Source organism: Streptomyces sp. NPDC058872, from assembly GCF_042743065.1.
Taxonomy (GTDB): Bacteria; Actinomycetota; Actinomycetes; order Streptomycetales; family Streptomycetaceae; genus Streptomyces.
Genome location: NZ_JBHYMK010000001.1, coordinates 78,410 through 90,866, shown reverse-complemented (window position 1 = coordinate 90,866; position 12,457 = coordinate 78,410). Strand labels below are relative to the sequence as shown.

At 71.5% G+C, this 12,457-nt stretch carries 10 protein-coding genes; 5 read left to right on the top strand and 5 right to left on the bottom strand.

Annotated elements, in window-relative coordinates:
* Positions 1-142: 142 nt before the first annotated feature.
* From ACFW22_RS00415 to ybaK, 4 genes are all read left to right on the top strand, one after another.
* The gene (locus ACFW22_RS00415; protein WP_386396629.1) at positions 143-1,756 is read left to right on the top strand and encodes an oxidoreductase; all 1,614 of its coding nucleotides are present in this window, start codon (positions 143-145) and stop codon (positions 1,754-1,756) included.
* 241 nt (positions 1,757-1,997) lie between these two features.
* Complete coding sequence (locus tag ACFW22_RS00410) at positions 1,998-3,038, top strand: hypothetical protein (protein ID WP_386396626.1); 1,041 nt, start codon at positions 1,998-2,000, stop codon at positions 3,036-3,038.
* An 11-nt stretch (positions 3,039-3,049) separates the two neighbouring features.
* Complete coding sequence (locus ACFW22_RS00405; RefSeq protein WP_386396623.1) at positions 3,050-3,787, top strand: LON peptidase substrate-binding domain-containing protein; 738 nt, start codon at positions 3,050-3,052, stop codon at positions 3,785-3,787.
* A gap of 39 nt (positions 3,788-3,826) precedes the next feature.
* Positions 3,827-4,324: a Cys-tRNA(Pro) deacylase gene (gene ybaK, locus ACFW22_RS00400; protein WP_386396621.1), complete on the top strand. Its 498-nt coding sequence runs from the start codon at positions 3,827-3,829 to the stop codon at positions 4,322-4,324.
* 33 nt (positions 4,325-4,357) lie between these two features.
* On the opposite strand, the gene ACFW22_RS00395 is transcribed toward ybaK, so the two are convergent.
* The 4 genes from ACFW22_RS00395 to ACFW22_RS00380 form a co-directional block, all read right to left on the bottom strand.
* Positions 4,358-4,993 carry a DUF2567 domain-containing protein gene (locus ACFW22_RS00395; RefSeq protein ID WP_386396618.1) on the bottom strand — a complete coding sequence of 212 codons (636 nt, stop codon included), beginning with the start codon at positions 4,991-4,993 and terminating at the stop codon, positions 4,358-4,360.
* A gap of 34 nt (positions 4,994-5,027) precedes the next feature.
* Positions 5,028-5,855, bottom strand: coding sequence for an ABC transporter permease (locus tag ACFW22_RS00390; RefSeq protein ID WP_386396615.1), 828 nt, complete (start codon positions 5,853-5,855; stop codon positions 5,028-5,030).
* Between the two features lie 175 nt (positions 5,856-6,030).
* Entirely contained in the window at positions 6,031-7,002 is a 972-nt protein-coding gene (locus ACFW22_RS00385; protein ID WP_386397078.1) for an ABC transporter ATP-binding protein, read from the bottom strand.
* Between the two features lie 20 nt (positions 7,003-7,022).
* A complete protein-coding gene (locus ACFW22_RS00380) occupies positions 7,023-8,354 on the bottom strand; it encodes an NYN domain-containing protein (RefSeq protein WP_386396611.1) in 1,332 nt (443 codons plus the stop codon).
* Positions 8,355-8,608: 254 nt separating this feature from the next.
* On the opposite strand from ACFW22_RS00380, the gene ACFW22_RS00375 reads away from it, so the two are divergent.
* On the top strand, positions 8,609-8,782 hold the full coding sequence (locus tag ACFW22_RS00375) for a hypothetical protein (protein ID WP_369143732.1): 174 nt from the start codon (positions 8,609-8,611) through the stop codon (positions 8,780-8,782).
* A 71-nt stretch (positions 8,783-8,853) separates the two neighbouring features.
* Here ACFW22_RS00375 and dnaE read toward each other — a convergent pair whose 3' ends face one another.
* Positions 8,854-12,393 carry a DNA polymerase III subunit alpha gene (gene dnaE / locus ACFW22_RS00370; RefSeq protein ID WP_386396607.1) on the bottom strand — a complete coding sequence of 1,180 codons (3,540 nt, stop codon included), beginning with the start codon at positions 12,391-12,393 and terminating at the stop codon, positions 8,854-8,856.
* Between the last annotated feature and the right edge of the window lie 64 nt (positions 12,394-12,457).

Here is a 12,457-nt window from a genome sequence, read left to right as displayed (position 1 = left end):
ATACACGCCACAGTGGCGTCTTGTCGCCACACCTGACCGTTAGCGTTCAGCCCGTCACTCAGCGGGAAGAACGGCTGTACGAATCCACGGGGCCCGGAAGCGGAGCCGTGGGAGCGGATCGTGGAAAGCGAGGGGGGCGGCAGTGACCGAGCCGCACGAGGACGGGATGCCGGACGGCCTCACGGGCCCGGAGCGGGCCGTGTGGAGGGCGTTCCGGATCGGCAGGACCTGTGATCTGACCGAGGGGATCGCGGAATGGGACGACCCTTTCGGGGCACGGCAGTGGGGGGAGGAGCGGAGCGTCCGGGCGGACGTGGTGGCCCTGCTGCTGCTCGCAGGGCCACCGGCCCGCTCCGGGCGAGTGGCCGCGCTGAAGCTGCGCGGGGTCAGGATCACCGGCGTGTTGAACCTGGCGGGCGGGACGATAGGGCCCTACGTGGAGCTGAGCGGTTGTCGGTTCGACGGCGAGGTCGTGCTGCCCGAAGCCCGGTTCGGCACCCTGCGGATGGTCGCGTGCGCCCTGCCCCGCCTGGAGGCGGCCCGGCTGCACACCGAGGGGGATCTGCACCTGCCGCGTTGCCGGGTGCGCCGGGGCATCCGGTTGACGGACGCGCAGATCGGCACGGACCTGCTGATCAACCAGATCCAGGTGTGGCCGGACCGGCGGGGGCGGGCCATCGCGGCGGACGGCATGGTGGTCGCCCAGGACCTCCAGGCCGAGCTGATCGAGAGCCACGGGGAGCTGAGCCTGCGCGGGGCGAAGGTCGGGGTCTCGCTCAGCCTGCGGGGCAGCGTGCTGCGCGGGATGCAGGGCCGCCGCGCGTTGAACGCCCCCCAGTTGACGGTGGAGCGCTCGCTCTATCTGAACGCGGCCTGGGTGTACGGAGGACCGGGGTCGGCCGGAAGCACGAGCGGGCCGATGGCCACCCCGCCCTACGGGACGGCACCCGCACAGGGAGCCCGACGCAAACCGGTGGAGTTCCACGGCGGGGTGCGCCTCGACGACGGCCGGTTCGGTGACGCGGTGGACCTGAACCACGCCCGGTTCCTCTTGGACGGTGCCCGCCGGGAGGAGGTGTCGCTGCGCCGGATCGCCACCCCGGAACTGCGGTTCAACGGGGAGCGCCCGCAGGAGGGCCGGGTGGTGCTCAACGGCGCCAAGGTCGTCACCCTGATCGACCTGTCGACCAGCTGGCCGGGGCCCGGCGGTCTCGCCATGGGCGGCTTCGTCTACGAAAACCTCGTGCCGTACGGGCACTTCCCCCTGTCGCGGCGCCTGGAATGGGTGGCGGCGGCCACCCCGGAGTACGCGCCCGAGCCGTACGAGCGGCTCGCGACGGTCCTGCGGAACAGCGGGGAGGACGCCGATGCCCGCGAGGTGCTGCTCGCCAAACAACGACGCAGACGGGAGACCCTTCCCATCGCGGGGAAGCTCTGGGGCTACCTCCAGGACTGGACCGTGGCGTACGGCTACCGCCCGGGGCGGGCGACCTTGTGGATGGCCGTGCTGTGGGCGGCGGGCACGGTGGCCTTCACCCACTACCGTCCGATACCGCTCAAGGAGGACGAGGCCCCCGAGTGGAACGCCACGCTGTACGCCCTCGACCTGCTGCTGCCCGTGATCAATCTCGGACAGGACGGCTCCTGGCGGCTGGAGGGCTGGTGGCAGTGGGCGGCGACGGCCCTGACCCTGCTCGGCTGGATCCTCGCGACGACGGTGGCGGCGGGCGCGACCCGACTGCTGAGACGGGGCTGAGGGCCGCACCGCGGGGGCCGCGGGGTGCAGAGGCCGCAGGGGGTGCTGCGAAGGACGGCGACGGGGCGTGCTCACGGACCGTCAGGACGGGGCGCACCCCGGAGGCCGTCGGGACGGAGTGCCCGCCCGACGCCATCGGGACGGGGCGCGCCCGGGTTTGTCGCAGCGGGGTGAGGAAGCTGTCGCGACCCGGTGATGCGGCTGCCGCAGCAAGGGCGGCCGGGAGAGAATGCGCCCCATCATGCCCTTGCTCCGCGCCCTGGTCGGCACCGTCCGCTCAGCCCGGCACGCACCGCGACTCGCCGCGGGGCTCGTGCCGGACGACGACGTGCTGCTCGACCCTCCGGACGACCGGCTCGCCCCCGCCCTGGTCGCCGCCGCACTCGGTGATCCGGAACCCGCGGCGAAACTGCTCGCCACCACCCGGGACGCGGCCGCGTGGGAGGACCGCGACCGCTATGTCGTTCGTCTGGCCGCCTTCGCCCATCACCGGGGTGACTGGCTGACCGGATGGCTGGCGGCAGCACCCCGCGATCCCGACGCCCATCTCGTCACGGCCCAGCTCTCCGTCCGCAGGGCCTGGGGATCCCCGGCACGGGCCGAGCGGCTGCGCGAGCTCGCCCCGCTGGTCCGTGAGGTCGCCGCTCAGGCGCCGCACGACCCGGTGCCGTGGCGACTCGCGCTGGACCACGCGCGGGGAGCGCACGCTGGGCACGCCGTCTTCGAGTCGCTGTGGGAGCAGGCTGTGCTCCGCGTCCCGCACCACTACGGTTGCCACGTCTCGGCGCTGAAGTACCTCTCCGCCCAGTGGTACGGCTCACACTCGGCGGCCTTCGACTTCGCCGAACAGGCGGCCGACGACGCCGCTCCCCGCTCGCTCGTGCGGGCACTACCGGTCCGTGCGGCCCACGACGGGCTCCGCGCACCTCCGGGACCGGAGGGTTCTGTTCCGGACACCCGGGTCGACGCGGCGGCGGACCGCGGCCTGGCGCTGTCCGCGGCCTTCCCGCCGGGCGGCCTCTGGCCTGCAGAGATCCGCAACCTGCTCGCGCACGTGCTGATCAAGCGCGCCCGGTGGGACGAGGCATGGGCGGAGTTCGGGCGGATCGGCCCGTGCGCGACCTCGTTCCCCTGGGCCTTCGCACCGGGTTCCTTAGGGAAGGATCCGCTGCACCGTTTCCTGACCGCGCGGGATCGGGTGCGGGACGAAATGGCCCGCCGGACCCCGCTCTGGAACCCCCGTCGTGCACGGACCGGACGGAGCGGGCCCCGCGGCCATTAGGCTTGGCCGCTGTGACCACCGCTCGCCTGCCCCTCTTCCCGCTCAATGCGGTGCTGTTCCCCGGCCTCGTGCTGCCGCTGAACGTCTTCGAGGAGCGCTATCGCGCCATGATGCGCGAACTGCTCACGATCGACGACTCGGAACCGCGCCGCTTCGCCGTCGTCGCCATTCGCGACGGCCGTGAAGTCGCGCCGACCGCTCCCGGCATGCCGGACCAGACGGCCCTCCCGGAGAAGGGCCCGGCAGCGGGCTTCGGCCCCGACCCCCTCCAGTCCTTCCACCGGGTCGGCTGCATCGCCGACGCGGCCTCCATCCGGGAGCGCGCCGACGGCAGCTTCGAGGTGATGGCCACCGGTACGACCCGGGTGAAGCTGCTGTCCGTCGATGCGAGCGGCCCCTTCCTGACCGCCGAGGTCGAGGAGATCCCCGAGGTGCAGGGCGAGGAGGCCGGTTCCCTCGCCGAGGGGGTGCTCCGGGCCTTCCGCAACTACCAGAAGCGCCTCGCCGGAGCACGGGAGCGCTCGCTGACCACGAGCGAACTACCGGACGACCCCTCCGTGGTGTCGTACCTGGTCGCAGCGGCAGCGGTGCTCGACAACCCGTCCAAGCAGCGGCTGCTCCAGGCGCCGGACACGGCGACCCGGCTGCGCGAGGAGCTCGCCCTGCTGCGTGCGGAAACGGCCGTGTTGCGCCACCTGCCGTCGCTACCGGTGGTGGACCTGACGCAGACCCCGACGTACCCGAACTGAGCCGGCCCCGCCGGACGGACCCAGCCGAGGAAGAAGCGCGTGGCCAAGAAGCAGAAGAAGAACGGCGGGGGGACTCCGGCAACGGTGGCCCTGACGGCGGCCGGCACGCCGTTCACCCTGCACGCGTACGAGCACGACCCGGCCTCCCCCTCCTACGGGGAGGAGGCGGCGGAGGCCCTCGGGGTCTCCCCCGACCGGGTCTTCAAGACGCTGGTGGCGGACGTCGACGGGGAGCTGACGGTCGCGGTGGTCCCGGTGGCGGGCCAGCTGGACCTGAAGGCGCTCGCCTCGGCGGTCGGCGGGAAGCGGGCGGCGATGGCCGACCCGGCAGCGGCGGAACGCACCACGGGGTACGTCCGGGGCGGGATCTCCCCGCTGGGTCAGCGCAAGCGGCTCCGCACCGTCCTCGACGCCTCGGCCTCGGAGCACGCGTCGATCTGCATCTCGGCGGGCCGCCGCGGCCTGGAGGTGGAGCTCTCCCCCGCGGACCTGGCGACCCTCACCTCGGCGGTCCTGGCGCCGATCGGCCGCGCCTGAAGGACGACGCGGCTGCGGCGGACGCGGGTTCCGTCAGCTCGGGCCCGGGCCCTGGGCGTACGGCTTCGGCTGGTTCCAGGGCTCCGGTTCCGGATCATGGGGGCCGAAGGCGGCGGTCAGCCCGAGGTGGACGATCATCGCGGCGAGCGGCCAGGCCAGCATTCCGGCCGCTCCCAGGTTCAGTTCGAGCGGTGCGTCGAAGACGACGTTCGGACCGACCGCCTTGGCGTGGGCCACCACGTCATCGGTCGGGCCGAAGGAAGTGCCGATCCCCCAAGCGAGCAGCGAACCGAGGACGCCGCCCAGCGCCAGGCCCAGCACCAGCGGGACCCCGCCCTTCCGGCGCAGCAGGAAGACCACGAGCGCGGCGACCGCGCCGAAGGCCAGGGCGAGGAGGACGAAGGTGCCGTCGGCACCGACCGCCGACTCCCCCTCGGAGTTCCTCAGGTAGACCCCCTTGCCGTCCGAGATGAGCAGCACGCGCGGGGCCAGGTTCAACCACAACACTCCAAGAAGTGCCCCCGCGACCGCGGAGACGAGGGTCACCACGACGCCCTGCACGACCTCGGCCGCCGTGATCGGGTCTCCGGCCGGGCCGGGGGGCGTCGGCGGCGGCGGGGGCCAGACGGAGTCGTGCGGCTGGTGGGGCGGAGTCAGGGGTGCGGTCACCCCGCCATCGTGCCAGGTGCGCCTGTGGCCCGCCTCAGCGGACGGCGGCTCGCCGGTACGCCCAGGTGGCGACGGCGAGCGAGAGCACTCCGACCGCCCCGCAGACGGAGAGGTCGACCATGACCACCGCCCAGTCCGGGTGCGGGTCGAAGGTCCGGGCCAGTGCCTCGACCCCGTACGTCGACGGCAGCAGGTTCCGCGCCCAGCCGATCGGCCCCGGCAGCCCCTCGGCCGGGAGGACCCCGAGGAGCAGGGCCGCCGACATGCCGAGCTGCCCGAGGAGGGTGGCCAGCTCCTGACGGGGCGCGAGGAGTCCGAGGGCCGCCCCGAGTCCGGCGAGCGCCGCCCCGGCGAGCGGGACGACGGCGGCGAGGATCCACAGGTGGCCGAGGGGCAGTCCGAACAGCACGGAACCCGCGACGGCCGTGACGGCCGTGCCGGGCACGGTGAAGGAGGCGTACGCCCCGGCCGCACCGAGTACCACGGCGGCGGGCGGCACGGGCAGGGTGGCGTAGTGGTCGAGGCCTCCCCCGGCGCGCAGCTGCCCGAAGTACTGGGCGAGCAGGTTGAGCGCGACGAAGGCGACGACGAGGACGGTGGAGCCGGCCACGACGGCACGCGCCTCGGAACCGCCGTCCACGACCCCGCGCATCAGGACCATGATCCCGATCGACTGGAAGGTGGCGACGAAGAGCAACGGAATGCGGGCGACGCGGGCGCGGGAGAGCTGGGCGCGGTAGACGGCGGCCAGGGCCGGCAACAGCCGGGCGCGCGGGGCGAGGGGGGCTGCGCCGCCCCCGCCCTCCTGGGTCCGGGCCGGAGGCGCACCGGCCGGCAGGGCCTCGGCGGGCAGGGTGCTCACTGCGTACAGCTCCTGACGGTCACGTGCGGAACGCGGGGTGCCACGGGGGCGGGGAGGGGGCCCGCGTTCATGGGAGGCATCGGGGGAGGGACGACCCTCGCGGGGCGCGGGACCGGGGCCGCGGGACCGGAGCTCGCGGCCGCAGGTCCGGCGGGCGCACGTGAAGGATCCGGGGTCATGCCTTCACCAAACCCTCCGTCGCCCCGCCCAGGGCGAGGTAGACGTCCTCCAGGCTCGGCGTGGCCAGGGTGAAGTCGTCGAGGGCGGCGAACGCCGCCCCGCCGGTGACCGCGGCGACGGCCGCCCGGGCGGCGTCGTGGTCGAGCCGGAGGCGCCAGCGCCGTCCCGCCTCCTGGGCCAGTCCGTGCAGTGCGGCCACCTCGGGCAGGTGGAGCGGCGGCGCGTCGCGCCAGACCAGCTCGACCCTCACTTCGCCCGCGACGCGCGCCTTGAGCCCGGCGGGGGTGTCACAGGCGATGACCCGGCCGCGGTCGAGGACGGCCACCCGGTCCAGGACGGTCTCGGCCTCGATGACGTTGTGGGTGACCAGCAGGACCGTGGTGCCCTCCTCGGCCCGTCGCCGGTCGACGGCCGCCCAGACGGCACGGCGGGCGACCGGGTCCATGCCGGTGGTGGGCTCGTCGAGGACGAGGACCGGTCGTCGACCGACGAGCGCGGCGGCGAAGCAGGCGAGCCGCCGCTGTCCGCCCGAGAGCTTCTTGAGGGGGCGACCGGCGATCCCGCCGAGACCGAGCTCGTCCAGGACGGCATCGCGCTCGGTGCGGGCGTCGTGGACGCCGAGGCCGCGGAGCCGGCCGGTGGTCTCGGCGGCGAGGGAGACGGTCAGCTCGTCGAGGGCGGTGGACTCCTGGCCCAGGTAGGCGAGGAGTCGGGATGCCCGTTCGGGGTGGCGCACGAGGTCGTGGCCGAGGAGTTCGACGCTGCCGGAGTCGGGGCGCATGAGCCCGGTGAGTTGCCGCACGAGGGTGGACTTGCCGGCTCCGTTGGGTCCGAGCAGGCCGAAGATCTCGCCGCCGCGCACGTCGAGGCTGATCCCGTCGGTGGCGCGCACCTCGGGGGTCGCGGGCGCACCGCGCCTGCCGCGCGTGGCGGGGTACGTCTTGACCAGATCCCGCACTGCGCACACCGTACTCACGGTGTAAAAGCCTACGGGGTCGCCGGGCCTGCTCCGGGCGCGGGGGCGTGTTCGGCGGCGGTCCGGACGTCGATCTCACGCCAGAATCCCGCCCGGATCGCATACCTGTCGTGCTCGTCGATCTGGTCGTCCTTGTGGGCGAGGAGACCGAACCGGGCCGCGTAGCGGAGGAGTTCGCCGTCGATGCGGTGCGGGATGCGGGGGTAGAGGGTGGACAGCTTCTGGACGTGGTTCTGCTCCGGGAGGCGCTCCATCCAGCGCCGCGCAAACACCTGTCCGACCTCGAAGGGGTCGCCTCCGACGGTGGTGATGTCCTCCTCGCGGTCGGCCCAGCGCTGCTCGGCACTGGTGAGCGCGGCGAGGGTGGGCAGGGAGGCGGTCTCGGCCGGTTCTCCCAGGGAGGGCGCCGGGCGCTCGATCCACCCCCGGTCGGAGGACCAGCGGAGTGCGCTCGCGCCTTGCGCGAAGGGGGTGGTCGCAGCCCCCGGGGAGGCAGGCCCTCGCAGCCCCGCCAGGTCCTTGGGGGTGGGGACGCCCCTGCCGGGCGTCGTGGGGGTGGGGTCGGCCCCGTCGTCGACCCGCTCGCCGCCCGCGGCGTGCCCGTCGGGGCGGAGTCGCCCGTGGTCGCCCGGACCGGGAGTCGACGCCCCGTTGCGCGCCGCCGCGGCAGCGGCTTCCGCTGCCCGTTCGGCAGAGGCGGCGAGAGCCGATTCGGGCAGGGGCGCGGAGAGGATGGCGGCGATCTCGGGGCGGGGGGCGGGAGGCGGCGCGCAGCTGCCGGTGAGGTCCTTGGCCCGGACGGCGCGGGTGATCCAGGTCCGGTCGAGCACCCGTCGCTCATCGGCTTCGGCGACCAGATCCTCGGACTGGTTGTAGTCGCCGTCGGCGGCCTGGACGGCCCAGAGGTGGACGGCGACGCCGTGCTCCTTGGCCGACATGAGGCCGGGCAACAGGTCGCCGTCACCGGTGACGAGCACGATGTCGGAACAGGCTCCGTTCCGGGCGAGCTCGGTCAGCTCGGTGTGCATGGCGGCGTCGACGCCCTTCTGGGCCCAGCGACCGTCGCTCCTGGTCAGGGCCCCGAGCCGGACGGTGACCCGGGGCATCACGCGCAGCCTGCGGTGCTCGGGCTGGGGCACCCGGTCGGGCGCGCCGTCGAACCAGTAGATCCGCAGGAGGGGCAGTGCGGTCTCGGCCTCGGCTCGCTGACGGAGCTGCTGGATCAGCCCGGCGTGGTCGACGGTGATCCTGGAGCGGGCCGGTTCCCCGGCGAGGAGGCTGGCGGCGGCGCCCAGCAGGTAGCCGGCATCCACCAGGACGACGCAGCGGTCCACGTGTTCCACCCTCTTTCGGGGGCCTCGGGGTCGGATCGGGATCCGATCGGGGGGATCGGGATCGGGATCGGAAGGCGCTTTGGGTTCCCTTCGAGTCTGCCCGACGGCCGGGAGCTTGACGGTCGGAACTGGATCATCGGCGTGGCGGATGTCATGCCCCGCCCTCCCTGACACTCCGTAATGATCCAAAATGCGGCTTTGAGGACCGTATGTGAGTCTGACAGCGACCCTGGCCCCCAGGCCCCTTCGAGGAGGCAATCCCCATGGCCAAGAACCGCAACCAGAACCGCAGCCAGAAGCAGCAGTCGCCGGCCGAGCGCGGCGCCCAGCAGGCTCAGCAGTCGTCGATGGAGTCGCAGGCCGAGCAGCGCGCCAGCCAGGTGACGCCGGGCGACATGGCCCGCAAGGGGCGCCAGAAGCGCTTCGGCCACAACTGACGCCCGGCCCGAACGGCAAAGGGGCGCGCCCGTGACGACGGGCGCGCCCCTTGCGCGTGGGCAGGACCGGCTCAGCCGGCCAGGCAGGAGGGGCCGAGCAGCACCTTCAGGTCACCGAAGAGTGCGGGGTCGGCCTGCACCCGGTGTCGGTCGAGCCTGAGCACGGTCGTGGTGCGGGGCCCCTGGAGCTTGATGCGCACCTCGGTGTTGCCCTTGTGGTGCTTGAGGATCTCGCCGAGCCTGCTGACCATCGGCGGGGTGACCTTCACCGTCGGGATGGTGAGGATCACCGGGGCGTTGGTCCCGGCGTTCGAGAGGTCGGGGACCATCAGCTCCATGGCGACCAGTCGGGGCACGTCCTCGCGCTTGTCGAGCCGCCCCTTGACGAAGACGACCGTGTCCTCGACGAGCTGGGTGGAGACCAGCTGGTACGTGGCGGGGAAGAACATGCACTCGATGGAGCCGGCCAGGTCCTCCACGGTGGCGATCGCCCAGGCGTTGCCCTGCTTGGTCATCTTCCGCTGGAGCCCGGAGATGATGCCGCCGATGGTGACGACGGCGCCGTCGGCGTGCTCGCCGCCGGTCAGCTGGGAGATCGCCGCGTCCGTCTTGTCGGACAGGACGTGCTCGATGCCGAAGAGCGGGTGATCGGAGACGTAGAGGCCCAGCATCTCGCGCTCCTGCGCGAGCAGGTACGACTTCTCCCACTCGATGTCGGAGAACTCGACGTCGAGGCCGAAGCCGGGCTCGTCGCTCGTGTCGTCGCCCATCCCGCCGAACAGGTCGAACTGCCCCTCGGCCTCCTTGCGCTTGACCGCCACCACGTTGTCGATCATGGGCTCGTGGTGGGCGACCAGGCCCTTGCGGGTGTGACCCATCTCGTCGAAGGCGCCCGCCTTGATCAAGGACTCGACGGTCCGCTTGTTGCAGACGACGGCTTCCACCTTGTCGAGGAAGTCGGGGAAGGAGGAGTACTTCCCCTTCGCCTTGCGCGATTTGATGATCGACTCGACGACGTTGGAACCGACGTTCCGGACGGCGGAGAGGCCGAAGAGGATCACGTCGTCGCCCTGGGCGGCGAAGTTGGACTCGGACTCGTTCACGTTGGGCGGGAGGACCTTGATGCCCATGCGGCGGCACTCGTTCAGATAGACCGCGGACTTGTCCTTGTCGTCCTTGACCGAGGTGAGCAGTCCCGCCATGTACTCGGCGGGGTGGTTGGCCTTGAGGTAGGCGGTCCAGTAGGAGACCAGGCCGTACGCGGCGGAGTGCGCCTTGTTGAAGGCGTAGCCGGCGAAGGGGACCAGGACGTCCCAGAGGGCCTGGATGGCCTCGTCGCTGTAGCCGTTCTTCTGCGCTCCGGCCTGGAAGATGGTGAAGTTCTTCGCCAGCTCCTCGGGCTTCTTCTTGCCCATGACGCGGCGGAGGATGTCGGCCTCGCCGAGCGAGTAGCCGGCGATGATCTGGGCCGCCTTCTGCACCTGCTCCTGGTAGACGATCAGGCCGTAGGTGACCGCGAGCACCTCTTCGAGCGGCTTCTCCAGCTCGGGGTGGATCGGGGTGATCTCCTGCTGGCCGTTCTTGCGCAGGGCGTAGTTCGTGTGCGAGTTCATGCCCATCGGGCCCGGCCGGTACAGGGCGGACACGGCGGAGATGTCTTCGAAGTTGTCGGGCTTCATCAGCCGCAGCAGCGAGCGCATGGGGCCGCCGTCGAACTGGAAGACGCCGAGGGTGTCACCGCGCTGGAGCAGTTCGAAGGTCTTGGGATCGTCGAGCGGCAGCGCCAGGAGATCGATGTCGATCCCCTTGTTGGACTTCACCATCTTGACGGCGTCGTCCATGATCGTCAGGTTGCGCAGCCCGAGGAAGTCCATCTTGAGCAGGCCGAGCGATTCGCAGCTCGGGTAGTCCCACTGGGTGATGGTGACGCCGTCGGTGTGCCGCACCCAGATGGGCGCGTGGTCGACGATGGGCTCGCTGGACATGATCACGCCGGCGGCGTGCACGCCCATCTGGCGGACCAGGCCCTCGACGCCGCGGGCGGTGTCGATGACCTTCTTCACGTCCGGCTCGTTCTCGTACATCGCCCGGATCTCGCCCGCCTCGCTGTAGCGGGGGTGGGAGGGGTCCGTGATGCCGTTGAGGTCGATGCCCTTGCCGAGGACGTCGGCGGGCATGGCCTTGGTGAGCCGGTCGCCCATCGCGTACGGGTAGCCGAGGACGCGGGCGGAGTCCTTGATCGCGTTCTTGGCCTTGATCTTGCCGTAGGTGCCGATCATGGCGACCTTGTCGGAGCCGTACTTCTCGGTGACGTAGCGGATCACCTCGACGCGCCGACGCTCGTCGAAGTCGATGTCGACGTCGGGCATGGAGATGCGCTCGGGGTTGAGGAAGCGCTCGAAGATCAGACCGTGCGGAATGGGGTCGAGGTCGGTGATGCCCATGGCGTACGCGACGATCGAGCCGGCCGCGGAGCCACGGCCGGGGCCGACCGCGATGCCCTGCTTCTTGGCCCACATGATGAAGTCGGCGACGACGAGGAAGTAGCCGGGGAAGCCCATCGAGATGATGGTGTCCATCTCGTACTCGACCTGCTTCATGCGGTCCTCCGGGATCCCGTTCGGGAACCGGCGGTGCATGCCCCGCATGGTCTCCTCGCGGAACCAGGTGACCTCGGTGTAGCCCTCCGGGATGTCGAACTTCGGCATGAGGTTCTTCTCGACGAACATGCCGGTGGTGTCGACCTGCTCGGCGACCAGGAGGGTGTTGCGGCAGCCCTCCTGCCAGGCGTCCGAGGAGTCGACGGCGTACATCTCGTCCGTGGACTTCAGGTAGTAGCCGGTGCCGTCGAACTTGAAGCGGTCTGGGTCGGAGAGGTTCTTGCCGGTCTGGATGCAGAGCAGGGCGTCGTGGGCGGTCGCCTCGTGCGCATAGGTGTAGTGCGAGTCGTTGGTGACCAGCGGCGGGATGCCGAGCTTCTTGCCGATCTCCAGGAGACCGTCGCGGACCCGGTGCTCGATCTCGATGCCGTGGTCCATCAGCTCCAGGAAGTACCGGTCCTTGCCGAAGATGTCCTGGTACTCGGAGGCCGACTTCAGGGCCTCGTCGAACTGACCGAGCCGGAGCCTGGTCTGCAGCTCGCCGGAGGGGCAGCCGGTGGAGGCGATCAGGCCCTCGGACCACTGGGAGATGGTCTCCTTGTCCATCCGGGGCCACTTCTGCAGCCAGCCCTCGGCGTACGCGTCGGAGGAGAGCTTGAAGAGGTTGTGGAGTCCGGTGGCGTTCGCCGCCCAGATGGTCTTGTGGGTGTAACCGCCGGAGCCGGAGACGTCGTCCCGCTTCTGGTGCGGCTGGCCCCACTGGACCTTGCGCTTGTTCCGGCGGGACTCGGGGGCCACGTACGCCTCGATGCCGATGATCGGGGTGACCCCGGCCTTCTTGGCCGAATGGAAGAAGTCGTACGCCCCGTGCAGGTTGCCGTGGTCGGACATCGCGATGTGGGTCATGCCCATCTCGTTGCACGCGTTGAACATGTCCTTCAGCCGCGCGGCACCGTCCAGCAGCGAGTACTGGGTGTGGACGTGGAGGTGCGTGAAGGGCGGCTTGGTCACGGCGGGATGCCTCCGATGAATTTCTGGGGGGACAGCGTGGAAGTCTACGTCGGCGGACTGACAG

Excerpts from the sequence above, each read along its gene's own strand:
- ACFW22_RS00375 (WP_369143732.1), top strand. The coding sequence starts at position 8,609 with ATGGCCAAGAACCGCAACCAGAACCGCAGCCAGAAGCAGCAGTCGCCG.
- ACFW22_RS00410 (WP_386396626.1), top strand. The coding sequence starts at position 1,998 with ATGCCCTTGCTCCGCGCCCTGGTCGGCACCGTCCGCTCAGCCCGGCAC.